The organism is Endozoicomonas sp. NE40 (genome assembly GCF_040549045.1).
Lineage (GTDB): Bacteria > Pseudomonadota > Gammaproteobacteria > Pseudomonadales > Endozoicomonadaceae > Endozoicomonas_A > Endozoicomonas_A lisbonensis.
Window position 1 is genome coordinate 684,026 of the sequence record NZ_JBEWTB010000002.1, and the last position, 25,726, is coordinate 709,751.

The 25,726-nt window shown below is 43.0% G+C and carries 24 protein-coding genes; 10 read left to right on the plus strand and 14 right to left on the minus strand.

Annotation, left to right across the window (positions count from 1 at the left end; all coding sequences use genetic code 11):
* Positions 1 to 59: 59 nt before the first annotated feature.
* Together V5J35_RS04125 and V5J35_RS24320 are read left to right on the plus strand one after the other, a co-directional pair.
* A complete protein-coding gene (locus V5J35_RS04125) occupies positions 60 to 293 on the plus strand; it encodes a hypothetical protein (RefSeq protein ID WP_354010040.1) in 234 nt (77 codons plus the stop codon).
* 12 nt (positions 294 to 305) lie between these two features.
* Positions 306 to 449, plus strand: coding sequence for a WDGH domain-containing protein (locus V5J35_RS24320; RefSeq protein WP_472924764.1), 144 nt, complete (start codon positions 306 to 308; stop codon positions 447 to 449).
* A 1,775-nt stretch (positions 450 to 2,224) separates the two neighbouring features.
* On the opposite strand, the gene V5J35_RS04130 is transcribed toward V5J35_RS24320, so the two are convergent.
* From V5J35_RS04130 to V5J35_RS04165, 8 genes are all read right to left on the minus strand, one after another.
* Positions 2,225 to 3,226 (minus strand): restriction endonuclease, encoded by a 1,002-nt coding sequence (locus V5J35_RS04130; RefSeq protein WP_354010041.1) that lies wholly within the window; start codon positions 3,224 to 3,226, stop codon positions 2,225 to 2,227.
* 59 nt (positions 3,227 to 3,285) lie between these two features.
* On the minus strand, positions 3,286 to 3,894 hold the full coding sequence (locus V5J35_RS04135; RefSeq protein WP_354010042.1) for a serine acetyltransferase: 609 nt from the start codon (positions 3,892 to 3,894) through the stop codon (positions 3,286 to 3,288).
* Positions 3,895 to 3,942: 48 nt separating this feature from the next.
* On the minus strand, positions 3,943 to 4,551 hold the full coding sequence (locus V5J35_RS04140; RefSeq protein WP_354010012.1) for a serine acetyltransferase: 609 nt from the start codon (positions 4,549 to 4,551) through the stop codon (positions 3,943 to 3,945).
* A 1,198-nt stretch (positions 4,552 to 5,749) separates the two neighbouring features.
* Positions 5,750 to 6,661, minus strand: a complete 912-nt coding sequence (locus tag V5J35_RS04145) for a competence protein CoiA family protein (protein WP_354010014.1) — start codon at positions 6,659 to 6,661, stop codon at positions 5,750 to 5,752.
* Between the two features lie 1,901 nt (positions 6,662 to 8,562).
* Positions 8,563 to 9,171 (minus strand): hypothetical protein, encoded by a 609-nt coding sequence (locus V5J35_RS04150; protein ID WP_354010043.1) that lies wholly within the window; start codon positions 9,169 to 9,171, stop codon positions 8,563 to 8,565.
* A gap of 259 nt (positions 9,172 to 9,430) precedes the next feature.
* Positions 9,431 to 10,177, minus strand: a complete 747-nt coding sequence (locus V5J35_RS04155; RefSeq protein WP_354010044.1) for a metallophosphoesterase family protein — start codon at positions 10,175 to 10,177, stop codon at positions 9,431 to 9,433.
* A gap of 1,374 nt (positions 10,178 to 11,551) precedes the next feature.
* Positions 11,552 to 12,094, minus strand: coding sequence for a serine acetyltransferase (locus V5J35_RS04160; protein WP_354010045.1), 543 nt, complete (start codon positions 12,092 to 12,094; stop codon positions 11,552 to 11,554).
* A gap of 720 nt (positions 12,095 to 12,814) precedes the next feature.
* On the minus strand, positions 12,815 to 13,582 hold the full coding sequence (locus V5J35_RS04165) for a reverse transcriptase domain-containing protein (RefSeq protein ID WP_354010046.1): 768 nt from the start codon (positions 13,580 to 13,582) through the stop codon (positions 12,815 to 12,817).
* Between the two features lie 1,139 nt (positions 13,583 to 14,721).
* Between V5J35_RS04165 and V5J35_RS04170 the strand changes: the two genes are divergently transcribed.
* Entirely contained in the window at positions 14,722 to 15,009 is a 288-nt protein-coding gene (locus tag V5J35_RS04170; RefSeq protein WP_354010047.1) for a hypothetical protein, read from the plus strand.
* Between the two features lie 699 nt (positions 15,010 to 15,708).
* Positions 15,709 to 16,644 (plus strand): hypothetical protein, encoded by a 936-nt coding sequence (locus V5J35_RS04175; RefSeq protein WP_354010048.1) that lies wholly within the window; start codon positions 15,709 to 15,711, stop codon positions 16,642 to 16,644.
* 150 nt (positions 16,645 to 16,794) lie between these two features.
* On the opposite strand, the gene V5J35_RS04180 is transcribed toward V5J35_RS04175, so the two are convergent.
* Positions 16,795 to 17,490, minus strand: coding sequence for a hypothetical protein (locus tag V5J35_RS04180; RefSeq protein WP_354010049.1), 696 nt, complete (start codon positions 17,488 to 17,490; stop codon positions 16,795 to 16,797).
* Between the two features lie 1,387 nt (positions 17,491 to 18,877).
* Here V5J35_RS04180 and V5J35_RS04185 point away from each other — a divergent pair.
* Positions 18,878 to 19,276: a hypothetical protein gene (locus V5J35_RS04185; RefSeq protein ID WP_354010050.1), complete on the plus strand. Its 399-nt coding sequence runs from the start codon at positions 18,878 to 18,880 to the stop codon at positions 19,274 to 19,276.
* Positions 19,277 to 19,351: 75 nt separating this feature from the next.
* On the opposite strand, the gene V5J35_RS04190 is transcribed toward V5J35_RS04185, so the two are convergent.
* Both V5J35_RS04190 and V5J35_RS04195 read right to left on the minus strand, forming a co-directional pair.
* Entirely contained in the window at positions 19,352 to 19,993 is a 642-nt protein-coding gene (locus V5J35_RS04190) for a hypothetical protein (RefSeq protein WP_354010051.1), read from the minus strand.
* A gap of 67 nt (positions 19,994 to 20,060) precedes the next feature.
* Entirely contained in the window at positions 20,061 to 20,249 is a 189-nt protein-coding gene (locus V5J35_RS04195; RefSeq protein ID WP_354010052.1) for a hypothetical protein, read from the minus strand.
* A gap of 34 nt (positions 20,250 to 20,283) precedes the next feature.
* On the opposite strand from V5J35_RS04195, the gene V5J35_RS04200 reads away from it, so the two are divergent.
* The 3 genes from V5J35_RS04200 (at position 20,284) to V5J35_RS04210 (ending at position 22,218) form a co-directional block, all read left to right on the plus strand.
* Complete coding sequence (locus V5J35_RS04200; RefSeq protein WP_354010053.1) at positions 20,284 to 20,511, plus strand: hypothetical protein; 228 nt, start codon at positions 20,284 to 20,286, stop codon at positions 20,509 to 20,511.
* A gap of 893 nt (positions 20,512 to 21,404) precedes the next feature.
* The gene (locus tag V5J35_RS04205) at positions 21,405 to 21,608 is read left to right on the plus strand and encodes a hypothetical protein (protein ID WP_354010054.1); all 204 of its coding nucleotides are present in this window, start codon (positions 21,405 to 21,407) and stop codon (positions 21,606 to 21,608) included.
* Between the two features lie 397 nt (positions 21,609 to 22,005).
* The gene (locus V5J35_RS04210; protein WP_354010055.1) at positions 22,006 to 22,218 is read left to right on the plus strand and encodes a hypothetical protein; all 213 of its coding nucleotides are present in this window, start codon (positions 22,006 to 22,008) and stop codon (positions 22,216 to 22,218) included.
* Positions 22,219 to 22,299: 81 nt separating this feature from the next.
* On the opposite strand, the gene V5J35_RS04215 is transcribed toward V5J35_RS04210, so the two are convergent.
* From V5J35_RS04215 to V5J35_RS04225, 3 genes are all read right to left on the minus strand, one after another.
* Entirely contained in the window at positions 22,300 to 22,863 is a 564-nt protein-coding gene (locus V5J35_RS04215) for a hypothetical protein (protein WP_354010056.1), read from the minus strand.
* Positions 22,864 to 23,753: 890 nt separating this feature from the next.
* On the minus strand, positions 23,754 to 24,179 hold the full coding sequence (locus V5J35_RS04220) for a helix-turn-helix domain-containing protein (RefSeq protein ID WP_354010057.1): 426 nt from the start codon (positions 24,177 to 24,179) through the stop codon (positions 23,754 to 23,756).
* Positions 24,176 to 24,490, minus strand: coding sequence for a type II toxin-antitoxin system HigB family toxin (locus V5J35_RS04225; protein ID WP_354010058.1), 315 nt, complete (start codon positions 24,488 to 24,490; stop codon positions 24,176 to 24,178). The genes V5J35_RS04220 and V5J35_RS04225 overlap by 4 nt, the downstream gene beginning before the upstream one ends.
* Positions 24,491 to 24,691: 201 nt before the next feature.
* On the opposite strand from V5J35_RS04225, the gene V5J35_RS04230 reads away from it, so the two are divergent.
* Positions 24,692 to 24,925: a hypothetical protein gene (locus V5J35_RS04230; RefSeq protein WP_354010040.1), complete on the plus strand. Its 234-nt coding sequence runs from the start codon at positions 24,692 to 24,694 to the stop codon at positions 24,923 to 24,925.
* Between the two features lie 12 nt (positions 24,926 to 24,937).
* The gene (locus V5J35_RS24325) at positions 24,938 to 25,081 is read left to right on the plus strand and encodes a WDGH domain-containing protein (protein ID WP_472924764.1); all 144 of its coding nucleotides are present in this window, start codon (positions 24,938 to 24,940) and stop codon (positions 25,079 to 25,081) included.
* Positions 25,082 to 25,726: the final 645 nt, after the last annotated feature.

The window sequence follows — 25,726 nt, forward strand, 5'->3', positions numbered from 1 at the left end:
GGAAGCATTTGTTATGTTGCATTGCACAAAGCTAAATATAAATAAACGACGGAGCTTGTATGAAATCATTTAAAGAATATCAAAGCATTAATGAGTCAAGACACCCTAAAGCAAAGGGAAAAGAAATTGATAGGCACGAAACTAAAGTGAAATGGCTAACGCTAGATTTGAGAAATAACAACCTATACATAATTGAAAAAATGAAAGGTGTAAGCGATGAACCAGAAGAATACAATTTGAAAAACAATCGAGAAACTATGATGGAATGGCTGGCTATGTGTAAAGTAAAATGAGGAACTATTAGAATGGATAATAAAATTATACTCCCTTGTGACGTTAGCCAAGTATCAGACGGCTATCACACTTTTGCTGAACTGTACGACCATCGTTGTTTGCTCTGGGTAAACGTGCTTCAGTCGAACAAACCCTTCAGCGGTTGGAGAAACTAGCTGTAGCAACATAACGCCTGGTTCAGCCGCCGCCGAAGGCGGTCGGGTGGAGGGGCGAAGCCCCGGAACGAACTGGAACCATTTGTTATGTGCCGTTGCTTTGTTTGAACTCTTTGCTGAGCAGACCCTTAAAGTCACTCCGGACTGCTACCCGCTAAACTTGGTGTTGCTGAAAACGCAGAAGCCAAAAACTCTGGGCTGGCGTTGCACGAACACCCAAGCCTGATTGCCAGCATGGCACTGAACTAACCCTTTCAAGGCGCACCAAACTATAAGCTGCCATTCCAAGCGGTAAACACTCCGAAGCTGCGGCCAGCTTGAATGAACTGGCAAAATAATCAAAACTTTGTGCTGGCGTGCCCCCCTGCCGCTACCATGCACAAAAACCTCTTGGCAGCAGGAAAGAGAACTGAACTTTATGCTGGCATTGCACGACACTGATTATTGTTGGGTAGAATCTATTTCGCCAGCTTGGGAAAGACTTCCAGACCCCAACCAACAACAGCAATTAACTACACGACAGAAATGACTAAGTATCTAAAGGCACATAACGCCTGGTTCAGCCGCCGCCGAAGGCGGTCGGGTGGAGGGGCGAAGCCCCGGAACGAACTGGAACCATTTGTTAGGTGCCCTCGCAACTCTGTTGTTAATTTTGAGCAACGTACTTGAAATAGCTCCTCTCTCCGTTTACTCAGAGCTTTCCACCATGCACTGCTGAGAAAGGCAGAGAAGTTAAGATTATACTCTGCACCGTTGAAAGCTTGTAGAAACCTGACCGTGGAACCGAACCAAAAAACATCAAAATGGTTTGAGTCTCCCGCTAGCACCTGCTGAGAAGGTGACCAAGCCAATACTGGCGCTGTTTATTACTTGATATTGGAAATCAGAGCTGCTCGCCAGAAACTCTAAACCAGCCCCAACCTTGAGAGAGGCTCTGTACTTGCAAGCTGGCAACCAACCAAAAGGTTGAGAGCCAGAAAAATCTCAACCGTGGAACGGAACCAAACCCAGAAATTTGCTGGAAATCTCCGATAAAACTGAATCAAAAACCATCGACGTTTATAGGGCCAACGGAGTTGCACAAAAAAACTCTCAGCAAAGACAAAGATTGAAGATGTGTACCCTTTGCACTGAACTCTTGGCACCTAACGCCTGGTTCAGCCGCCGCCGAAGGCGGTCGGGTGGAGGGGCGCAGCCCCGGAACGAACTGGAACCATTTGTTATGTGCCGTTGCTTTGTTTGAACTCATTGCTGGGCAGACCCTTAAAGTCACTCCGGACTGCTACCCGCTAAACTCGGTGGTGCTGAAAACGCAGAAGCCAAAAACTCTGGGCTGGCGTGGCACGAACACCCAAGCCTGATTGCCAGCATGGCACTGAACTAACCCTTGCAAGGCGCACCAAACTATAAGCTGCCATTCCAAGCGGTAAACACTCCGAAGCTGCGGCCAGCTTGAATGAACTCGCAAAATAATCAAAGCTTTGTGCTGGCGTGCACCCCTGCCGCTACCATGCACAAAAACCTCTTGGCAGCAGGAAAGAGAACTGAACTTTATGCTGGCATTGCACGACACTGATTATTGCTGGGAAAAAACTGTTTCGCCAGCTTGGGAAAGACTTCCAGACCCCAACCAACAATAGCAATTAACTACACGACAGAAATGACCAAGTACCTTAAGGCACATAACGCCTGGTTCAGCCGCGCCGCCGACGGCGGCGTCGGGTGGAGGGGCGAAGCCCCGGAACGAACTGGAACCATTTGTTAAGTTTCTTTACTCACAGCTCATATCGATCTATAGAAGAAGGTCCCGCCTTTCTTTTATTTACTTTCATTGGACGCGATACAAAGTAAAACATTGCTCGGGAAAAATTATTCCACTTACGATATGCATGATCCGTATAGCCGTCATTGTATGCTCTCATAAATGAGCAGTTACGCATCAGGTTATCTATAAAAAACTTGGGGTCTGTAAAATATGTAATATCAGTTTTACGTATCTGGTATGGCCAATTTTTATACTTTTTGTTTATTTTTTTATGCACACTTTTGATGCAATCTTCACATGAAAAAATAATTTCTTGGACTTTTTCTATTGGATAATCCCAATCTTTCTCTCCATCTCTAATCTTGGGTTCACTTTTTGTGAGTTCGATAATATATCCTGACATTAACTCTATGATATCAATGTCGCATTCAATACATGATATTTTTGGCTTGTGAGGATATACCCCACTATTAATTTCATTAATAAACTGTGACCTATAAGACTTGGGGAAATACCTTTTATATAACAACAATGTCTTTTCATTTTTATGTAGTAGGTCAACTATCTTAGCCCTATCAAAAATCTTAATTTCAAGAAAATCTGCTGGGTTATTATCTTTAGCCTGTTTCAACTCCCTTTGTAATGCATCACTTGAAATAGTTGAATAGAAACCTATAAAACCTTTACAGCCATTATTCCTCATTCTGCCTACAATATCTTTCTCATCACTATTTCCTACCGATTTATTTGATATTTTATTATGAGAATAATGTTTGCAACTAACCAAGTAATTAAATTCATTAGATCCAAATTCCCCTTCTCGTATTTCACTTATAATTATATCTTTGCGATCATCATTGCCACGAGATGGCTCTTTGACAATTTTGAAACCAAGTGCTTCAAATAAATCTCTAGCAAATAATTCAAATGCATCTTGATCACCATTTGGTAAATTTCCTTGTGGTATTTCTTTGAAATCAACATTTAACAATTCTGCTTCAGAATCTTTCATATCATTTGTCTCAAAGCATTGCTAAGGCTTTCATTATAGGCTGAAACTTAACGCCTGGTTCAGCCGCGCCGCCGACGGCGGCGTCGGGTGGAGGGCGAAGCCCGGAACGAACTGGAACCATTTGTTATGTGCGTGCTATTTTTTTGTTTCGTAATTGATTCTTTTTTCGTGATAAAAACTGTATTTGATTCTATATCTTTATTTACGAAGCTCATTGCTCCTAGCGTAACATTATCACCAATTTCAATACCGTCACCAATTATACAAGTATTTGCTCCGATATTTACATCATCGCCAATTACAACACCTTCTGAATTGGCATCATCTATTGTTCCAATTGTTGTGTTTTGACGTATTTCACAATTTTTACCAATTTTTGTTTTAGGATTAATAACTATTCCTGATAAATGTCCAATACGAAAGCCAATATCTATGCTACTTTCCCTATGAATATCACAACAATACTTAAATTTTATTCTTTTATTGATTTTTTTAGAAAGTTTTTCTGCTAAAAAATTATTTTTCCGGTATAGAACGTATGCAGCACGATACCAAAATATATAATTGGCCTCTCTGCTATTCTGTATTCTCTTTAAAACTTTTTTCCAAGAAAATTTATCTTTTGGTTTTAATACTTCATAGATTAAGTACTCTTTAAAAGTATACATCTTCATTACTCTTAAATTGATGCTTTGTAGAAGCACATAACGCCTGGTTCAGCCGCGCCGCCGACGGCGGCGTCGGGTGGAGGGCGAAGCCCGGAACGAACTGGAACCATTTGTTATGTGCGTGCTATTTTTTTGTTTCGTAATTGATTCTTTTTTCGTGATAAAAACTGTATTTGATTCTATATCTTTATTTACGAAGCTCATTGCTCCTAGCGTAACATTATCACCAATTTCAATACCGTCACCAATTATACAAGTATTTGCTCCGATATTTACATCATCGCCAATTACAACACCTTCTGAATTGGCATCATCTATTGTTCCAATTGTTGTGTTTTGACGTATTTCACAATTTTTACCAATTTTTGTTTTAGGATTAATAACTATTCCTGATAAATGTCCAATACGAAAGCCAATATCTATGCTACTTTCCCTATGAATATCACAACAATACTTAAATCTTATTCTTTTATTGATTTTTTTAGAAAGTTTTTCTGCTAAAAAATTATTTTTCCGGTATAGAACGTATGCAGCACGATACCAAAATATATAATTGGCCTCTCTGCTATTCTGTATTCTCTTTAAAACTTTTTTCCAAGAAAATTTATCTTTTGGTTTTAATACTTCATAGATTAAATACTCTTTAAAAGTATACATCTTCATTACTCTTAAATTGATGCTTTGTAGAAGCACATAACGCCTGGTTCAGCCGCCGCCGAAGGCGGTCGGGTGGAGGGGCGAAGCCCCGGAACGAACTGGAACCATTTGTTATGTGCCGTTGCTTTGTTTGAACTCTTTGCTGGGCAAACCCTTGAACTCACTCCGGACTGCTACCCGCTAAACTCGGTGTTGCTGAAAACGCAGAAGCCAAAAACTCTGGGCTGGCGTTGCACGAACACCCAAGCCTGATTGCCAGCATGGCACTGAACTAACCCTTGCAAGGCGCACCAAACTATAAGCTGCCATTCCAAGCGGTAAAGACTCGGAAGCTGCGGCCAGCTTGAATGAACTGGCAAAATAATCGAAGCTTTGTGCTGGCGTGCCCCCCTGCCGCTACCATGCACAGAAACCTCTTGGCAGCAGGAAAGAGAACTGAACTTTATGCTGGCATTGCACGACACTGATTATTGTTGGGTAAAATCTATTTCGCCAGCTTGGGAAAAGCTATCAAACCCCAAACAACAACGGCTCTTAACTACACGACAGAAATGACCAAGTTTCTAAAGGCACATAACGCCTGGTTCAGCCGCCGCCGAAGGCGGTCGGGTGGAGGGGCGCAGCCCCGGAACGAACTGGAACCATTTGTTATGTGCCGTTGCTTTGTTTGAACTCTTTACTGGGCAGACCCTTGAACTCACTCCGGACTGCTACCCGCTAAACTCGGTAGTGCCGAAAACGCAGAAGCCAAAAACTCTGGGCTGGCGTTGCACGAACACCCAAACCAGATTGCCAGCATGGCACTGAACTACCCCTTGCAAGGCGCACCAAACTATAAGCTGCCAATCCAAGCGGTAAACACTCAGAAGCTGCGGCCAGCATGTATGAACTCGCAAAATAATCAAAGCTTTGTGCTGGCGTGTCCCCCTGCCGCTACCATGCACAGAAACCTCTTGGCAGCAGGTAAGAGAACTGAACTTTATGCTGGCATTGCACGACACTGATTATTGTTGGGTAGAATCTATTTCGCCAGCTTGAGAAAGACTTCCAGACCCCAACCAACAACAGCAATTAACTACACGACAGAAATGACCAAGTTTCTAAAGGCACATAACGCCTGGTTCAGCCGCCGCCGAAGGCGGTCGGGTGGAGGGGCGAAGCCCCGGAACGAACTGGAACCATTTGTTAGGCTTCCTCTCTACATTGCTGGTTTAGTTGAGACGGTTTCGCTGCACTTTGGACATGTAACCTCAGAGCGAAAAACAATTATACGCTCTGGTGCATAAAGCCAAACATGTGAACACATGTCACATCTGAGCCAACAAGAACTGTAAACGCCTGATTCGGTTTGTTTCTGTGGTTTCTTTTCTCTAGTGATGACAACTTGTTTCTGAGCTGCTTGTTGCTTTGCTTGCTTTCTTCTTTGGCGAATTTGAGAATTTATTGTTTCTAATTTTGATTTCAACCGATATCGAAGCATTTTTTCTGTAGCTTCTTGCTCTGGTTGATTTATCCACTTTTTATGTTTGTATTCAGAAATTATTATTTCTCTAAGCTCTTCTTTCGTTATTAGTGGATTGATTTTTGATAAATCAATTTCAACTGCCTGAATGCCAAGTTTTTTTATTTTATCTTTTTTCTCTAAACTGACAAAGTGACTTACAGCTATTTCTATTAATATTTGCTCGCCTTCGAAGAAACCTATAATGTCAGGTCTTATTTCATCTATGTTTTTCTCAAGAACCACTGAGTCCATTTTCAATGAACCCTTGATATAAAGTATTTCTGATTCACTATGGCTATTACCATCGATATCTGTATCAGACACTGACACTTTATATTCTGGCAAATTTACCTTACCTTCTTCTTCGAGAATTTGTTTTGCCATTAAGTGTATTGAAGTTTCATAACCTGAAATACACTCATCTTTATTGCTTGGGTCATGTGAGAAGTGATGGACTCTACCGCTATAACCTTTTTTGGCTTGCAGTATTCCTTTGCATGCTGGACAAATGCTATTACAAGCAAGTCCAGAGTCAACCTCGCTGACACTAACAAGTTTCCCATTTTTTAAACCAAATGGGATTTTCAATCCTGATATATTTTCCATACTGTCAATTTTTGTGGAAGCCTAACGCCTGGTTCAGCCGCCGCCGAAGGCGGTCGGGTGGAGGGGCGCAGCCCCGGAACGAACTGGAACCATTTGTTATGTGCCGTTGCTTTGTTTGAACTCTTGGCTGGGCAGACGCTTGAACTCACTCCGGACTGCTACCCGCTATACTCGGTGTTGCTGAAAACGCAAAAGCCAAAAACTCTGGGCTGGCGTTGCACGAACACCCAAGCCTGATTGCCAGCATGGCACTGAACTAACCCTTGCAAGGCGCACCAAACTATAAGCTGCCATTCCAAGCGGTAAGCACTCAGGAGCTGCGGCCAGCTTGAATGAACTCGCAAAATAATCAAAGCTTCGTGCTGGCGTGCCCCCCTGTCGCTACCATGCACAAAAACCTCTTGGCTGCAGGAAAGAGAACTGAACTTTATGCTGGCATTGCACGACACTGATTTTTGGTGGGTGAAAAGCTGGTTCGCCAGCTTGGGAAAGACTTTCAAACCCCAAACAACAACAGCAATTAACTACACGACAGAAATGACCAAGTTTCTAAAGGCACATAACGCCTGGTTCAGCCGCCGCCGAAGGCGGTCGGGTGGAGGGGCGAAGCCCCGGAACGAACTGGAACCATTTGTTATGTGCCGTTGCTTTGTTTGAACTCTTTGCTGGGCAAACCCTTGAACTCACTCCGGACTGCTACCCGCTAAACTCGGTGTTGCTGAAAACGCAGAAGCCAAAAACTCTGGGCTGGCGTTGCACGAACACCCAAGCCTGATTGCCAGCATGGCACTGAACTAACCCTTGCAAGGCGCACCAAACTATAAGCTGCCATTCCAAGCGGTAAAGACTCGGAAGCTGCGGCCAGCTTGAATGAACTGGCAAAATAATCGAAGCTTTGTGCTGGCGTGCCCCCCTGCCGCTACCATGCACAGAAACCTCTTGGCAGCAGGAAAGAGAACTGAACTTTATGCTGGCATTGCACGACACTGATTATTGTTGGGTAAAATCTATTTCGCCAGCTTGGGAAAAGCTATCAAACCCCAAACAACAACGGCTCTTAACTACACGACAGAAATGACCAAGTTTCTAAAGGCACATAACGCCTGGTTCAGCCGCCGCCGAAGGCGGTCGGGTGGAGGGGCGAAGCCCCGGAACGAACTGGAACCATTTGTTAGGTGCCCTCGCAACTCTGTTGTTAATTTTGAGCAACGTACTTGAAATAGCTCCTCTCTCCGTTTGCTCAGAGCTTACCATCGTCCACTGCTGAGAAAGGCAGAGAAGTTAATATTGTACTCTGCACCGTTGAGAGCTTGTAGAAACCTGACCGTGGAACCGAACCAAAAACCATCAAACTGGCTTGAATCTCCTGCCAGCACCTGCTGAGAAGGTGACCAAGCAAATACTGGCGTTGTTTATTACTTGATATTGGAAATCAGAGTTGCTCGCCAGAAACTCCAAACCAGCCCCAACCTTGAGAGAGGCTCTGTACTTGCAAAGTGGCAACCAACCAAAAGGTTGAGAGCCAGAAAAATCTCAACCGTGGAACGGAACCAAACCCAGAAATTTTCTGAAACTCTCCGATGAAACTGAGTCAATAAACTAAGAGGCTCGGTACTTGCAAGGTGGCAACCAACCAAAAGGTTGAGAGCCAGAAAAATCTCATCCGTGGAACGGAACCAAACCCAGAAATTTGCTGGAACTCTCCGATAAAACTGAATCAATAAACTATCGACGTTTACAGAGCCAGCGGGTTTGCACAAAAACTCTCAGCAAAGACAAAGATTGAAGATGTGTACCCTTTGCACTGAACTCTTGGCACCTAACGCCTGGTTCAGGGGCGCCGCCGACGGCGGCGTCCCTTGGAACCATTTGTTATGGTTCGTCTATCGTTTTAGGAGAACTTAATTAGGGTAGGATTCTAAAAGTTTTACATTACTACCAGATTTCGCGGCAGCAGTTTCTAGTGAAGCAATTATTCTAGGAATAAATTGACTACTATCTCCTACAACGGATTGTGCAAGGGTTCTACCAAGGTCTTCTGGAGAAAAGCCACCTGAAACAGAAGTAAAGTTGTAATAAACATTTACATGATGACCTTCAGAGTAAGGCATCAAACAAACAAAAAATGTTGTATTTTCTGCACCTTGAAAATTTGCATTGGATGTAGCTGTGAATGTAGATCCTTCGCATTCTGGTACTTTCATTGAATTACCTTGTGCTGCCATTAATGTTCCCATGCTTGAGTTGGCAAACGGGTCAGTTAATGTGAAGCGTGCAGGTGTTTCAGGAAGAGGATGTGGTGGAATGCTGTTTGAAAATCTAACCTGATCAGCATTCTGCTGTAGAGCCGTTCTCAAATCTGCTGCGATAACACTGGAACCTACATCACCTGTAATATCGTAAATTCGATATCCTTCTGTAACTTCCCGTGTTGGAGTCATGCTTGCACATGCAGTTAATAGTGTGGATGCTGCCAATGCAAGAGCTACTTTTGATCCTTTATTAATCATTTTATGCTTACCCCCTAGATAGCATAACTTTTACAAAGTGATTTCGTAGGAATCTGTTATAAAGCCACAGACGTATAGATACTGTCAATCTTAAGTAATAGATAAAAACAATTGTATGCATTTTGTTCTTGCTTTTTGTGTATTTCTTAATCTATCCGTCTGATCTTTAACCTTGCTATTGGTAATAGAACCATAACGCCTGGTTCAGCCGCCGCCGAAGGCGGTCGGGTGAGCGAAGCGAACGAACTGGAACCATTTGTTATGCAGCCCTGCCCGATTTGAGTGAATAAGCCCAATCATTGCGACTTCTTGCTTTCGCTGCATTAACTGCACTATTGAGTTCGTATGGTACTTTAATAAACTCAATGTTCCAGCCTTTAGAGCACTGTTCAATCATTGCGTATGAAGCATGTGAACAATAATTTTGCATGCTATGCATTACTGGCTCTTCATCTTTGTATGCAGGCAAACCAACACTCCCTGGATTTACGACAAGCTGCTCATTTGTAAGCTCAACAGCTCTTGGAATATGTGAATGACCACACAGGACAAGTTTTTCTGTTATGTTACTGAGAAAGTGCCTTATTTCAGATTCATTTCTGACCTTCGGTATGCCAGATGATATATCCTCGACCATATACACCAGATCATTATCAGGGACTCCATGACACATGAAAATATCTTCTGGGAGAGATAATGTAGAAGGTAAAGACTTCATCCATACCAGAGCTTCATTTGGCAATTCTGCAAGTATGAACTGCATTGTAGGATTATCAGATATTTCCTCTGGTGTAGCCTCATAAATTTGGCGATCTTGATTCCCCCTGATTGTAATCATTTCTTCGGATCGTAAAAGTTCATAAGTTTCTTTTGGTGCGAGAGGACCGTATAAGATATCACCAAGATTTATGAACTTCTTTGCCCCTTTCTTTTTTGCATCTTTGATTACTGATTCTAATGCCCAGATATTGCTATGAATATCAGATAAAACTGCAATTTTACTCATAATGTTTTTGTTTTGTATGGCTGCATAACGCCTGGTTCAGCCGCCGCCGAAGGCGGTCGGGTGGAGGGGCGAAGCCCCGGAACGAACTGGAACCATTTGTTAGGTGCCCTCGCAACTCTGTTGTTAATTTTGAGCAACGTACTCGAAATAGTTCCTCTCTCCATTTACTCAGAGCTTTCCACCATTCACTGCTAAGAAAGGCAGAGAAGTTAAGATTATACTCTGCACCGTTGAGAGCTTGTAGAAACCTGACCGTGGAACCGAACCAAAAACCATCAAACTGGTTTGAATCTCCTTCCAGCACCTGCTGAGAAGGTGACCAAGCCAATACTGGCGTTGTTTATTACTTGATATTGGAAATCAGAGTTGCTCGCCAGAAACTCCAAACCAGCCCCAACCTTGAGAGACGCTCTGTACTTGCAAAGTGGCAACCAACCAAAAGGTTGAGAGCCAGAAAAATCTCAACCGTGGAACGGAACCAAACCCAGAAATTTTCTGAAACTCTCCGATGAAACTGAATCAATAAACTAAGAGGCTCTGTACTTGCAAGGTGGCAACCAACCAAAAGGTTGAGAGCCAGAAAAATCTCAACCGTGGAACGGAACCAAACCCAGAAATTTGCTGGAACTCTCCGATAAAACTGAATCAATAAACTATCGACGTTTACAGAGCCAGCGGGTTTGCACAAAAAACTCTCAGCAAAGACAAAGATTGAAGATTTGTACCCTTTGCACTGAACTCTTGGCACCTAACGCCTGGTTCAGCCGCCGCCGAAGGCGGTCGGGTGGAGGGGCGCAGCCCCGGAACGAACTGGAACCATTTGTTATGTGCCGTTGCTTTGTTTGAACTCTTTGCTGGGCAGACCCTTGAACTCACTCCGTACTGCTACCTGCTAAACTCGGTATTGCTGAAAACGAAGAAGCCAAAAACTCTGGGCTGGCGTTGCACGAACACCCAAGCCTGATTGCCAGCATGACACTGAACTAACCCTTGCAAGGCGCACCAAACTATAAGCTGCCATTCTAAACGGTAAACACTCCGAAGCTGCGGCCAGCTTGAATGAACTTGCAAAATAATCAAAGCTTTGTGCTGGCGTGCCCCCCCCTGCCGCTACCATGCACAGAAACCTCTTGGCAGCAGGAAAGAGAACTGAACTTTATGCTGGCATTGCACGACACTGATTATTGCTGGGTAAAATCTATTTCGCCAGCTTGGGAAAGACTCACGAACCCCAACCAACAACAGCTCTTAACTACACGACAGAAATGACCAAGTTTCTAAAGGCACATAACGCCTGGTTCAGCCGCCGCCGAAAGGCGGTCGGGTGGAGGGGCGCAGCCCCGGAACGAACTGGAACCATTTGTTATATGGCCTTCAGTCACAATTCGCTAGCATTTTTTTGACAGCTCTCTTTTCTGTGTAAAATACTGTATTTGATTCGATGTCCTCATTCACAAAACTCATTGCTCCGATTGTTACATTATTCCCTATTCTTAAACGATCACCTATTATACAACTATTGGCACCTATACTTACATTGTCTCCAATTATTATTTCTCTATCAACATCTTTATCAACTATTCCTATCGTAGTATTTTGTCTTACTATAAAATTTTTACCAATTTTAGCTACAGGGTTAATAACTATCCCAGACAGGTGAACTATATTCAAACCTATATCTATATTACATTCTCTATATATATCGCAACAATACTTAAATCTAATTTTCCTATTGATCTTTTTTGATATTTTCTTAAGAAATGGATTATCTTTTCGATATAAAACATATGCTAACCGATACCAAAAAATAAAATCAGCTTCCCTACTCCCTTTAATTTTTTTAAAAACTTTCTTCCAAGAAAAACACTCATCCGAATCTAATAATTCTTGAATTAGATATTCTTTAAAACTATACATCTCTAACTATCCAAAAGGTATATTACTATTTAATGTGTTGCCATATAACGCCTGGTTCAGCCGCCGCCGAAGGCGGTCGGGTGAGCGAAGCGAACGAACTGGAACCATTTGTTAGCTGTTCCTTCCAAACTGTGAACTCTCGCATTTTTGCCCAACATTATTGACTCTGACCCCAGCCACATACTCTGAACCCAAATGCTCGAAGTTACTCAGAACCTGAGTCTTTTTGCCCCAGAGACTGACTCTGCTGCCTATTCTGGCGTTGCACGAAGGAAAGAAACTCTGAACCTGCTTGCCGCCCGTAAACTCAGAAGGTGATGCGAATGGAATGAGCCAAAAACTCCTAACCCAATTGGCGGCATTGCACGCTGGAAAAGGCACTAAACCTGATCGCCAGATTGCACAGAACCAAAGAAGTCTTTTACTGATAAACGCTACCGCCTACCGGCAAAGATAAAACCTGCAGCACATTCCTTTGCGCACATGTGACAGTCAGGATAAAAAATATACGACATTTACCACGTTCTAACTTTGCAAGTCAGAGAATACTGATTTTAAGTGGTGATTTCGAGGGATAAATGAAGTGGCAACAGCTTCTTATTTTCAGAAATGAAAGGCACCGAAGTTTAGGAACAGCTAACGCCTGGTTCAGCCGCCGCCGAAGGCGGTCGGGTGGAGGGGCGAAGCCCCGGAACGAACTGGAACCATTTGTTAAGTGGCTTACCTTATTGCTTGACTCTGAGTTGGATTCACTGAGTAAACATAGCCAACAATCCCTGCCAATTTATGAAAATTTTCCGATTTCTGATATTGTTCTTGGAACTCAACAAGTCGAGAAGGCGAAACCTCCATAAGATCATGAGAAAGTTCAATATTAAAAGCTGTTATAGATTCAGCTGGGCCTTCTTCTTTTTCATAATTTAATGGAAAACGAGATCGCTCTGCTGCTTCTTTAACTTGTAAAAGAAGTTCTTTGGCTAATATTTTATCTTTAGTGGATATGATTATATCGTCTACATAGACACTGATAGAAGCTGTTGAAAGCTGATTTATCTTATGGAGAACTTTTCCGAGCTTACTTTTCCGAAGGCAGAGAGATGCCAAAATCGGTGATTGAACAAAGCCAAATGGTAATATATGTGATTTTTCCAAAGCTTGTTGAATTGTAACTGTTGACTCTACAGCAACTTCTCTGGCTGCTTCATAACCAAAATAGTATTTCAGAGTACGTGTGATACGGCTTCTACTTACTGATGAGAAAAAGCTTTTTAAATCAAGATGTACGAAATAATCATTCATCACATGTGATTTCAATGCAAGTACATGGCCACCGTCTCTTAGGTGATAATAGTAATCAGGCGGTGTCCATTTTGATTCAACGGCACGTTTTATGAGCTTGCCAGACTTTACTGTGCTTTCTGAAGGAACAAATACCCAAGTTCCTGATTTTATTTGGAACTTGCTAATCCATTTGGGTTGGGAAGGCATGAGAGGATATTCTTTTTCGAGTAGTTAAAAGCCACGCTCAAGAACGTAAGAACTTCAGTTGCCAAGCCAACACCTGCTCCTAAAAACAGGATAATAGCTGTAGCAAGTTCCACTCGCTCCCGAGCTAGGCTGTAATTGAATTTCTTCATATTACATCCCTCATCTCAAGTCCTGGCTTACCTAGCGCTGAGCGCATGGCCTTAAAACCAACGGAGAGACACAATGAGTACATATGATACACATAGCGTCATCCATGAATCACAATGTGACACAGATGAGGATAGACTGAGCAATGCTGCCTATCGCCAGGAAATTTCACACTACCACTGTCTGATATCTCATTGCAAGGGCTATCAGGTTGGGCGCCACTTAACGCTTGGTTCAGCCGCCGCCGAAGGCGGTCGGGTGGAGGGGCGAAGCCCCGGAACGAACTGGAACCATTTGTTAGGTGCCCTTGCAACTCCTTTGTTGATTCTTGGCACCGGACTCGAACCAACTCCTCCCTCCATTTGCTGCGGACTCTCCGCCATGCACTGCTGAGAAAGGCAGAGCAGTTGAAATTAAACTCTGAGCCAAAAACCTGAGAGCCTGTAAAAGCCTGACCGTGGAACCGAACCAAAAACCTGCAAACTGCTTTGAACTTACTATGAACACCTGCTGAGAAGGTGACCAAGCTGATACTGGCGCAGCACTGCTGCTATGGATCAAGCGGCTGAGCCTGCACGCCAGAAACACTGAACCAACCCCAACCCTTAAGAAAAACTCAGAAGCTTGGGCTGGCGTTGCACCATAGGGAAAAAACGACAAAGCCTGAACGCCAGCTGCCACGGAACAAAAAAACTCTCGACACAAACAGAATCATCTTTTTTTTGAACAAGCCAAAAAACTCGCAGCACAGACAGAGCTTAAAGAGTTGCACCTTTGGCACTGAACCGACGACACCGACAGAATCATCTTTATTGCACTAACCAAAAAAACTCACAGCACAGACAAAGCTTGAAGAGTTGCACCTTTGGCACTGAATTAATGGCACCTAACGCCTGCTTCAGCCGCCGCCGAAAGGCGGTCGGGTGAGCGCAGCGAACGAACTGGAAGCATTTGTTATGTTTCGTAGTCGATAAATTAAATAGAGGCAGATCATGGAAACTATTGACTGGAATGAGTACGAAGAAAAAGAACACGTCATTGCATGGTTCATTGTTGAAGCTATGACCAAAGCAGGGTTTGACAGGTTTGGTAAATTTGATAATGAAAAAATGGAAATATCAATGCAGATAAACGGTATTGATGTTTCTTTCAAGGAAACTATGGAATTTCTGAACACTCAGCTTGACGATATAAAAAACCGTGGCTTTGAACATGGTAAAGAAGTTGCTGGCTGGGAGATAAAAGAAAACATAGACAAGATACTGGGTATAGAAACATAACGCCTGGTTCAGCCGCCGCCGAAGGCGGTCGGGTGGAGGGGCGAAGCCCCGGAACGAACTGGAACCATTTGTTATGTGCCGTTGCTTTGTTTGAACTCTTTGCTGGGCAGACCCTTAAAGTCACTCCGGACTGCTACCCGCTAAACTCGGTGGTGCCGAAAACACAGAAGCCAAAAACTCTGGGCTGGCGTTGCACGAACACCCAAACCAGATTGCCAGCATGGCACTGAACTAACCCTTGCAAGGCGCACCAAACTATAAGCTGCCACTCCAAGCGGTAAACACTCAGAAGCTGCGGCCAGCATGTATGAACTCGCAAAATAATCAAAGCTTTGTGCTGGCGTGTCCCCCTGCCGCTACCATGCACAGAAACCTCTTGGCAGCAGGAAAGAGAACTGAACTTTATGCTGGCATTGCACGACACTGATTATTGTTGGGTAGAATCTATTTCGCCAGCTTGGGAAAGACTTTCAAACCCCAAACAACAACAGCACTTGGCTACACGACAGAAATGACCAAGTTTCTAAAGGCACATAACGCCTGGTTCAGCCGCCGCCGAAGGCGGTCGGGTGGAGGGGCGCAGCCCCGGAACGAACTGGAACCATTTGTTATGTGTATGCGGGATATACTCATAGAAATGTCAGTACCACTTTTGCACGATATTTCATTATTAACAATAACTGCTCTATGAGTGTATTAATGATTAAATCGTTTCTTCCAATAGCCACAGCCGTATTTCTCTTAACAGGGTGCGCCACTACGTCACAAAATAACAATTCTTCGGCTGAAAATGCACCAAAAAGCATCAACGAGAATCAGTGCCACTATAACAATATGCCTGGTGCTGAATTTATTTATGTCGGGACTCCTAAGTATTTTTCACTATATTTTGAAGGTGATAATGGTTATTTAGGAAAATCTGATATTGGAACCAAGCTAAAAGGGAAAAAATTTAAGTTTTCGGGTAACCTAGCTCAAGAAAAATCATACCAGAAAAAATATAGAAAGATATTGAATATCAATGGAAATGATATTCAGTTTGATAGCAACGTTAAAACTGCCGTTTTGTTCGAGAACTGTGAAACTGCTTTATGGTTTAAAGGGCATGTAAATTACGACAGAGTACAAAATGAAGACACCTTTATAAAGGTTGATGGTCAACCATTTAATGTTAATGATCTTGCTTATGCTTACGGGACAAATAATGTTAAGCCAGCTGAGTATAAAGCGAATATTGAAATTGATGGCTTTGCTAAAAGAGCAACTATTAAAACAGAGTTTCAAGACAAAGTTATGCTAAGAGCATGGTCAGATAGTAAAATGAAAACAAAACCAAATGAATTTCAGGTATATGTAGATCTAGGTTTTTTGGGTGATTGGGGACATATAACTTCTGCAAGGACAAGAGATGGTAATAAATACTCTGTAACTAAAATTAATACTGATGTTGATTGTAGTGGAAATCTTGGTTGTTATTTGACAGAAACTGTTGGAGTATCTTTACCAATTAGTTTTTTAGAAGAAAACAAAAATGGTTTTGATATAAAGTTCTATGGTATGCAACAAAGAGAAGTTAAAATTAGTGGATACCATGTCAAGTCTTTACTTCAAGGTTTAGAACAAATAAAGATTTAACTCAATGATTTGTAAAACCTGCAATTTTAACTTCTTTGGGATTGCAGGTTGTAAATACACATAACGCCTGGTTCAGCCGCCGCCGAAGGCGGTCGGGTGGAGGGGCGTAGCCCCGGAACGAACTGGAACCATTTGTTATGCTGATTCGTGCTACATGATGTGCTTTTTTAGAATTTTAGAGCCTTTCTCTTGAAACTCTTCTTCAGAAAGCAGACCTATTGACCAAGAATGCTCAAGCAGCTCTAATTGTTGTTTAGTGTCTTGAGGAATTTGCTTTCCATCTTTTGTTTTCATGGTTTCAGCAATTAGCATAATAAGCATATAAAAGAGGAAGAAGATCAAGCTAGGAATGAAAAATTTATATTGTTCAATATACCAGATGAAACCATCACCTGTAATGTCAGTTCTTATTGAAGCTTTACCACTATCTTGGGAAGAGATAGAAATGCGTTCATCAATGTTTCTAGAAGAAATATATGAGAATGAAGACCAAAAAAAAATTTCTATTGTTTGATCTGGCTCAATTATATCAATATAAATATCTTCTGATTTCTCGTGATTAAATTTTTCTTTGCCTGCTATTATTTGAGCAAAATTATAACCACTGTTTAATTTAACGTACACTTTTCTTGCTGGCAAATCTCCGGTGTTTGTAATTTCAATTTTACTAATATGATCTCTTGAAAATTTTGACTCTTCTTGCTGGCTAGGTATTTCAAGAAATTCATGTGATGTTACATAAGCAGATAGAGATGCTTTTTTACTGAACGGATTACCAAAAGCTAATAGTATGGTAAGAATTCCGCTAACAACACCTACCCAAGTAATGATTGCTTTCTTTGTCATATATCTAGATTTAATAACCTACTGTTGTATCAGAAAATAATTTACCATATACCAACAGCTTACGCATTATTAAGATATTTTGTTCATCAGCATAACGCCTGGTTCAGCCGCCGCCGAAGGCGGTCGGGTGGAGGGGCGCAGCCCCGGAACGAACTGGAACCATTTGTTATGTGCCGTTGCTTTGTTTGAACTCTTGGCTGGGCAGACGCTTGAACTCACTCCGGACTGCTACCCGCTATACTCGGTGTTGCTGAAAACGCAAAAGCCAAAAACTCTGGGCTGGCGTTGCACGAACACCCAAGCCTGATTGCCAGCATGGCACTGAACTAACCCTTGCAAGACGCACCAAACTATAAGCTGCCATTCCAAGCGGTAAACACTCAGAAGCTGCGGCCAGCTTGAATGAACTCGCAAAATAATCAAAGCTTTGTGCTGGCGTGCCCCCCTGCCGCTACCATGCACAGAAACCTCTTGGCAGCAGGAAAGAGAACTGAACTTTAAGCTGGCATTGCACGACACTGATTATTGTTGGGTAGAATCTATTTCGCCAGCTTGGGAAAGACTACCAGACCCAAACCAACAGCAGCAATTAACTACACGACAGAAATGACCAAGTGTCTAAAGGCACATAACGCTTGGTTCAGCCGCCGCCGAAGGCGGTCGGGTGGAGGGGCGAAGCCCCGGAACGAACTGGAACCATTTGTTAGGTGCCCTTGCAACTCCTTTGTTGATTCTTGGCACCGGACTCGAACCAACTCCTCCCTCCATTTGCTGCGGACTCTCCGCCATGCACTGCTGAGAAAGGCAGAGCAGTTGAAATTAAACTCTGAGCCAAAAACCTGAGAGCCTGTAAAAGCCTGACCGTGGAACCGAACCAAAAACCTGCAAACTGCTTTGAACTTACTATGAACACCTGCTGAGAAGGTGACCAAGCTGATACTGGCGCAGCACTGCTGCTATGGATCAAGCGGCTGAGCCTGCACGCCAGAAACACTGAACCAACCCCAACCCTTAAGAAAAACTCAGAAGCTTGGGCTGGCGTTGCACCATAGGGAAAAAACGACAAAGCCTGAACGCCAGCTGCCACGGAACAAAAAAACTCTCGACACAAACAGAATCATCTTTTTTTTGAACAAGCCAAAAAACTCGCAGCACAGACAGAGCTTAAAGAGTTGCACCTTTGGCACTGAACCGACGACACCGACAGAATCATCTTTATTGCACTAACCAAAAAAACTCACAGCACAGACAAAGCTTGAAGAGTTGCACCTTTGGCACTGAATTAATGGCACCTAACGCTTTGGTTCAGCCGCCGCCGAAAGGCGGTCGGGTGAGCGAAGCGAACGAACTGGAAGCATTTGTTATATTCGGACTAAGGAGATACATAATGGTTATAGAAGACTACCCGTATACAGGCGACACTATAATTGTAAAAAAGATGACAAAAACAATGCCTATTTTTTTACGGTTCGGGCATTTCCAATCAGAAACGGGAGAGAAATCTATAAATTGGTTGACCGGAGAATACGAGAATGGAATTTGTGTTATCCCTGCTAAATTAGTTAATGGCAAAGTAACGCCGGATGAAGACTGGATAAATTACCTAAAAGAATCGTGGGATATTTTTAGCGAGCGAACTGTTTACGCTTTGACTGGAAGAACTTCGACGATTGATGGTGGTACGGGCAGTGCGGGAGAGCCAGTATTACAGCCGAGCAGTATTGTTGTTCGGGGTATCCAATCCCCGAAAATGACTGTTGGCATAGAAATTGAATTGAGAATATAACGCCTGGTTCAGCCGCGCCGCCGACGGCGGCGTCGGGTGGAGGGGCGCAGCCCCGGAACGAACTGGAACCATTTGTTATACGCGTGGTAGATATGGTGTCACATCAATAATTTGTACGGATTTTTTGTGAATAGCAAAATAATCTCTGGTTTTGCTAACAGTATTTCCGTACTTGTTTTGAATTGCCCTTATAATTCCAGGCTGTTTTGAAAGCACACTGGTTAAAGCTCGACCACCATTGAAGAATTTTAGCGGATAATGTGTTCCAACAACGTAGTGTTTCTTTTCTTTTTCTGTTTCAAATTCTGCAAGGTTATAAAAATCCTTAAAAAGACCATTTTGTCTTATAGTTTCCGCACCACCTTGCCAATCAATAAACTTGAACTCAGCAACTTGTAAGTTTGTCTCTAAATCAAATCTTCGTCCTGTATTTCCTGCTCCAAGGGAAACACTTTCAATTTTTTCTCCATCACTAAGAAGCTTGCTCAGAGAATTTAAAATTGCTGTGGCATGAAGAATAACATTTATTTGTCCAGAAACTTTCTTGACAGCTCTTACTGAGTTGATTAAATCATCATTTACACCAAAAGATTTACAGAAACCAAGTGATTCGTTAGCAGACATTCCAAAAATTTTACTTTCAATTTCAGCCAAGCTCTTAGTAAGAGACTCACCTTGAAACTTTTCAATAATTTCTAAATCTTTCTCGATGGTCATGAATAAATCATCACATAGCTTTTTAATTATCGAAGATATGGATAGTGAAAACGGAAAATAAAATCCTTTATTTTGAAAATCTTGAAACTTCTTTTAGTTCCATTATTCCATCTTGTCTTATCAGTCTTGTTGAACCATCTTCCCTTTCGACACGATAAGATTTTGGTGTTTTTTTAATACATTTTACTTTGTTCTCATATTCAATTTCGTAGCGCCCTGTTGAAAAACAGACATCATAATATTTTCCAATTTCCATAATTATCTTCCAAATTAATTCAGGCTTTGAGAATTTGAATAAGCGTATAACGCCTGGTTCAGCCGCCGCCGAAGGCGGTCGGGTGGAGGGGCGAAGCCCCGGAACGAACTGGAACCATTTGTTATGTGCCGTTGCTTTGTTTGAACTCTTTGCTGGGCAGACCCTTAAAGTCACTCCGGACTGCTACCCGTTATACTCGGTGTTGCTGAAAACGCAAAAGCCAAAAACTCTGGGCTGGCGTGGCACGAACACCCAAGCCTGATTGCCAGCATGGCACTGAACTAACCCTTGCAAGGCGCACCAAACTATAAGCTGCCATTCCAAGCGGTAAACACTCCGAAGCTGCGGCCAGCTTGAATGAACTGGCAAAATAATCAAAGCTTTGTGCTGGCGTGCCCCCCTGCCGCTACCATGCACAGAAACCTCTTGGCAGCAGGAAAGAGAACTGAACTTTATGCTGGCATTGCACGACACTGATTATTGCTGGGAAAAAACTGTTTCGCCAGCTTGGGAAAGACTTTCAAACCCCAAACAACAACAGCACTTGGCTACACGACAAAAATGACCAAGTTTCTAAAGGCACATAACGCCTGGTTCAGCCGCCGCCGAAGGCGGTCGGGTGGAGGGGCGAAGCCCCGGAACAAACTGGAACCATTTGTTATGTGCCGTTGCTTTGTTTGAACTCTTTGCTGAGCAGACCCTTAAAGTCACTCCGGACTGCTACCCGCTAAATTCGGTGTTGCTGAAAACGCAGAAGCCAAAAACTCTGGGCTGGCGTGGCACGAACACCCAAGCCTGATTGCCAGCATGGCACTGAACTAACCCTTGCAAGGCGCACCAAACTATAAGCTGCCACTCCAAGCGGTAAACACTCAGAAGCTGCGGCCAGCATGTATGAACTCGCAAAATAATCAAAGCTTTGTGCTGGCGTGCCCCCTGCCGCTACCATGCACAGAAACCTCTTGGCAGCAGGAAAGAGAACTGAACTTTATGCTGGCATTGCACGACACTGATTATTGTTGGGTAGAACCTATTTCGCCAGCTTGGGAAAGACTTCCAGACCCCAACCGACAACAGCAATTAACTACACGACAGAAATGACCAAGTTTCTAAAGGCACATAACGCCTGGTTCAGCCGCCGCCGAAGGCGGTCGGGTGGAGGGGCGAAGCCCCGGAACGAACTGGAACCATTTGTTATGTGCCGTTGCTTTGTTTGAACTCTTTGCTGGGCAGACCCTTAAAGTCACTCCGGACTGCTACCCGCTTATACTCGGTGTTGCTGAAAACGCAAAAGCCAAAAACTCTCGGCTGGCGTGGCACGAACACCCAAGCCTGATTGCCAGCATGGCACTGAACTAATCCTTGTAAGGCGCACCAAACTATAAGCTGCCATTCCAAGCGGTAAACACTCAGGAGCTGCGGCCAGCTTGAATGAACTCGCAAAATAATCAAAGCTTTGTGCTGGCGTGCCCCCCTGCCGCTACCATGCACAGAAACCTCTTGGCAGCAGGAAAGAGAACTGAACTTTAAGCTGGCATTGCACGACACCGATTATTGTTGGGTAGAATCTATTTCGCCAGCTTGGGAAAGACTTCCAGACCCCAACCAACAGCAGCAATTAACTACACGACAGAAATGACCAAGTGTCTAAAGGCACATAACGCCGTTTTCAGAGGCGTGCCGAGGGTACGTCCTTTGGAAAACTTTGTTATGTGTAGTCATAGCAACCAACTAGAAGCTAAAAGAGGTAATTGTAATGAAAACAGAACCATTCTATTTCGCTTGCACTAAAACCAATCAAACAATAATGATTGAAAAATATGGAGAAATGGAAGATGAAGAAAAAACCAGTTTCAGTGTCAAAAAAGAACTAGATGCTTTCAGGGCAGTATTTATTTATGGGGCAACAACAGTGGAATATAATGAGACCACAGATATGTGGTTGGTCAAGATATATAAAGCTGATTGACTACACATAACGCCTGGTTCAGCCGCCGCCGAAGGCGGTCGGGTGCAGGGGCGAAGCCCCGGAACGAACTGGAACCATTTGTTAGCTTGCGTCTATCAGTTTGACTCGTTTTATTGCTACAAGTCCAAATAATCCAGCCCTCAGCTCAACTAAAAACTGCTTGTTTATTATGTCGATATTTTCGTATTTTCTTGGTACTGGATACGCTAAATTATATTCTTCATTTTTTAGCTGTAAATATTCAAGACCTTTTGATTTATGCGTTTTGTATGCTGTTAATATAACATCTTCACCTTTATCTGAATATTGAATACCATTAGTGATGTGAATAAAAAGCATTAATCCAAGAGATATCAAGAGTGATTTAATAGTTACACTATCAAAGCCAAGCTTCTTCTTACTTATTATTAATTCATTATTGAAGTATTCTTTTCTTCTTTTTTGATAGAATGGGATTAATAAATTCAATACACAATAAAACAAGGAGAATGTAGCAGAAATTAGAAAACCATTTACATAAGAACGAAATACTAATATTCCAACCATGAATACAAGAACAACATGAAATATTTTAAAAATAATTTCCATTACTCCTTTAGATTTTTTGTAACTGCTTAAAATTCGTAGGCTACTTTTCAGTTCCATGAGCTACAGGCCTTTAAAATCAAGGGGCACTATCTAAAAAGAATCATTTTGCTTGCATTTTTTGAGCAATTACGTTTTTTTGTATAAGCGAGCTAACGCCTGGTTCAGCCGCCGCCGAAGGCGGTCGGGTGGAGGGGTGAAGCCCCGGAACGAACTGGAACCATTTGTTAGGTGCCCTCGCAACTCTGTTGTTAATTTTGAGCAACGTACTTGAAATGGCTACTCTCTCCGTTTACTCCGAGCTTTCCACCATGCACTGCTGAGAAGGGCAGAGAAGTTAAGATTATACTCTGCACCGTTGAGAGCTTGTAGAAACCTGACCGTGGAACCGAACCAAAAACCATCAAACTGGTTTGAATCTCCTGCAAGCACCTGCTGAGAAGGTGACCAAGCCAATACTGGCGCTGTTTATTACTTGATATTGGAAAACAGAGCTGCTCGCCAGAAACTCCAAACCAGTCCCAACCTTGAGAAAGGCTCTGTACTTGCAAAGTGGCAACCAACCAAAAAGTTGAGAGCCAGAAAATTCTCAACCGTGGAACGGAACCAAACCCAGAAATTTGCTGAAACTCTCCGATGAAACTGAATCAATAAACTAAGAGGCTCTGTACTTGCAAGGTGGCAACCAACCAAAAGGTTGAGAGTCAGAAAAATCTCAACCGTGGAACGGAACCAAACCCAGAAATTTGCTGGAACTCTCCGATAAAACTGAATCAATAAACTATCGACGTTTACAGAGCCAGCGGGTTTGCACAAAAACTCTCAGCAAAGACAAAGATTGAAGATGTGTACCCTTTGCACTGAACTCTTGGCACCTAACGCCTGGTTCAGCCGCCGCCGAAGGCGGTCGGGTGGAGGGGCAAAGCCCCGGAACGAACTGGAACCATTTGTTATGCCCCGTTGAAAAACACAGATGGTGAGATTTTGAATCGCTGTGAAAGTGCTTGAATATGATCTCTGGTAAGATTTCTTGAGCCATTAAGAATCATAGATACAAGACTTTTGCTTCCCAACTCATTTTTCAAGTCATCAGCCTTTAACTGATACTGATCCATTATTGTTCTAAGGATTGCAACCCCATCATCCAGTGCTTCAATTCTTTTATTGAACTCAGAGAATTGTTCAGACTCATTCTCCCATTTTTCGATTGAAGCAGAAAGCACCTCAATTAGTGGAAGATATTTGTCGTAATCCTCAATGAGTTCATCCATTAACTCCAGGGCTTGTTCGTATTCAGCTTCATTATGAATATGCCCGACAAAGCTGGCTTCAGAGAAGAAGTCTACAGCTTTTTGCTTTATATTTGAGAATCTCATGAACCTGCCTCCTTTGCGTACTTCTTGCATAATTTGTCGTATTCAGCGTGAGTGACAATATGTTTCACATACATACGGCTATCTCTGAACTCAATGAAAGCTATGAGCCTGAGGTTGTTACCACCAATATCAATCACCCACCATTTATCTTTGTACTTGAAGTTATCCAAGCTTGGAAAGAGTGCTTTCAGCTCGTTAGGACTATGAAAGTCACCATTTCTCAATGACTTATATGCAGCATCAATAGCAGCTGCATCATTTGGGTATTTCTTTGCAGCTTCGTTAAACGGCTTTCTTGAGATAACGTGCATAACAGCCTCTACATTCACTTATTGTGAACTTTAGCACGCTTTAGATAGATTTACAAATTGTGAATTAAGGTTGGTGTTAGGGGCATAACGCCTGCTTCAGCCGCCGAACGAAGTGAGGTCGGGTGAGCGCAGCGAACGAACTGGAAGCATTTGTTATGTTGCATTGCACAAAGCTAAATATAAATAAACGACGGAGTTTACATGAAATCGTTTAAAGAATATCAAAGCATTAATGAGTCAAGACACCCTAAAGCAAAGGGAAAAGAAATTGATAGGCACGAAACTAAAGTGAAATGGCTAACGCTAGATTTGAGAAATAACAACCTATATATAATTGAAAAAATGAAAGGTGTAAGCGATGAACCAGAAGAATACAATTTGAAAAACAATCGAGAAACTATGATGGAATGGCTGGCTATGTGTAAAGTAAAATGAGGAACTATTAGAATGGATAATAAAATTATACTCCCTTGTGACGTTAGCCAAGTATCAGACGGCTATCACACTTTTGCTGAACTGTACGACCATCGTTGTTTGCTCTGGGTAAACGTGCTTCAGTCGAACAAACCCTTCAGCGGTTGGAGAAACTAGCTGTAGCAACATAACGCCTGGTTCAGCCGCCGCCGAAGGCGGTCGGGTGGAGGGGCGCAGCCCCGGAACGAACTGGAACCATTTGTTATGTGCCGTTGCTTTGTTTGAACTCTTTGCTGGGCAGACCCTTAAAGTCACTCCGAACTGCTACCCGCTAAACTCGGTGTTGCTGAAAACGCAGAAGCCAAAAACTCTGGGCTGGCGTTGCACGAACACCCAAACCAGATTGCCAGCATGGCACTGAACTAACCCTTGCAAGCCGCACCAAACTATAAGCTGCCACTCCAAGCGGTAAACACTCAGAAGCTGCGGCCAGCATGTATGAACTCGCAAAATAATCAAAGCTTTGTGCTGGCGTGCCCCCCTGCCGCTACCATGCACAGAAACCTCTTGGCAGCAGGAAAGAGAACTGAACTTTATGCTGGCATTGCACGACACTGATTATTGTTGGGTAGAATCTATTTCGCCAGCTTGGGAAAGACTTCCAGACCCCAACCAACAACAGCAATTAACTACACGACAGAAATGACCAAGCGTCTAAAGGCACATAACGCTTGAGTTAAGCCGCTGCCGAAGGCAGTCGGGGGAGCGAAGCGACCGGACTTGAACGATTTGTTATGTTCACGAATTGCACAGGACTAGAAA

What these genes read in the sequence shown, in the direction of transcription:
- V5J35_RS04125 (WP_354010040.1), top strand. Translation starts at nt 60, where the DNA reads ATGAAATCATTTAAAGAATATCAAAGCATTAATGAGTCAAGACACCCT.
- V5J35_RS24320 (WP_472924764.1), top strand. Translation starts at nt 306, where the DNA reads ATGGATAATAAAATTATACTCCCTTGTGACGTTAGCCAAGTATCAGAC.
- V5J35_RS04130 (WP_354010041.1), bottom strand. Translation starts at nt 3,226, where the DNA reads ATGAAAGATTCTGAAGCAGAATTGTTAAATGTTGATTTCAAAGAAATA.
- V5J35_RS04135 (WP_354010042.1), bottom strand. Translation starts at nt 3,894, where the DNA reads ATGTATACTTTTAAAGAGTACTTAATCTATGAAGTATTAAAACCAAAA.
- V5J35_RS04140 (WP_354010012.1), bottom strand. Translation starts at nt 4,551, where the DNA reads ATGTATACTTTTAAAGAGTATTTAATCTATGAAGTATTAAAACCAAAA.
- V5J35_RS04145 (WP_354010014.1), bottom strand. Translation starts at nt 6,661, where the DNA reads ATGGAAAATATATCAGGATTGAAAATCCCATTTGGTTTAAAAAATGGG.
- V5J35_RS04150 (WP_354010043.1), bottom strand. Translation starts at nt 9,171, where the DNA reads ATGATTAATAAAGGATCAAAAGTAGCTCTTGCATTGGCAGCATCCACA.
- V5J35_RS04155 (WP_354010044.1), bottom strand. Translation starts at nt 10,177, where the DNA reads ATGAGTAAAATTGCAGTTTTATCTGATATTCATAGCAATATCTGGGCA.
- V5J35_RS04160 (WP_354010045.1), bottom strand. Translation starts at nt 12,094, where the DNA reads ATGTATAGTTTTAAAGAATATCTAATTCAAGAATTATTAGATTCGGAT.
- V5J35_RS04165 (WP_354010046.1), bottom strand. Translation starts at nt 13,582, where the DNA reads ATGCCTTCCCAACCCAAATGGATTAGCAAGTTCCAAATAAAATCAGGA.
- V5J35_RS04170 (WP_354010047.1), top strand. Translation starts at nt 14,722, where the DNA reads ATGGAAACTATTGACTGGAATGAGTACGAAGAAAAAGAACACGTCATT.
- V5J35_RS04175 (WP_354010048.1), top strand. Translation starts at nt 15,709, where the DNA reads ATGATTAAATCGTTTCTTCCAATAGCCACAGCCGTATTTCTCTTAACA.
- V5J35_RS04180 (WP_354010049.1), bottom strand. Translation starts at nt 17,490, where the DNA reads ATGACAAAGAAAGCAATCATTACTTGGGTAGGTGTTGTTAGCGGAATT.
- V5J35_RS04185 (WP_354010050.1), top strand. Translation starts at nt 18,878, where the DNA reads ATGGTTATAGAAGACTACCCGTATACAGGCGACACTATAATTGTAAAA.
- V5J35_RS04190 (WP_354010051.1), bottom strand. Translation starts at nt 19,993, where the DNA reads ATGACCATCGAGAAAGATTTAGAAATTATTGAAAAGTTTCAAGGTGAG.
- V5J35_RS04195 (WP_354010052.1), bottom strand. Translation starts at nt 20,249, where the DNA reads ATGGAAATTGGAAAATATTATGATGTCTGTTTTTCAACAGGGCGCTAC.
- V5J35_RS04210 (WP_354010055.1), top strand. Translation starts at nt 22,006, where the DNA reads ATGAAAACAGAACCATTCTATTTCGCTTGCACTAAAACCAATCAAACA.
- V5J35_RS04215 (WP_354010056.1), bottom strand. Translation starts at nt 22,863, where the DNA reads ATGGAACTGAAAAGTAGCCTACGAATTTTAAGCAGTTACAAAAAATCT.
- V5J35_RS04220 (WP_354010057.1), bottom strand. Translation starts at nt 24,179, where the DNA reads ATGAGATTCTCAAATATAAAGCAAAAAGCTGTAGACTTCTTCTCTGAA.
- V5J35_RS04225 (WP_354010058.1), bottom strand. Translation starts at nt 24,490, where the DNA reads ATGCACGTTATCTCAAGAAAGCCGTTTAACGAAGCTGCAAAGAAATAC.
- V5J35_RS04230 (WP_354010040.1), top strand. Translation starts at nt 24,692, where the DNA reads ATGAAATCGTTTAAAGAATATCAAAGCATTAATGAGTCAAGACACCCT.
- V5J35_RS24325 (WP_472924764.1), top strand. Translation starts at nt 24,938, where the DNA reads ATGGATAATAAAATTATACTCCCTTGTGACGTTAGCCAAGTATCAGAC.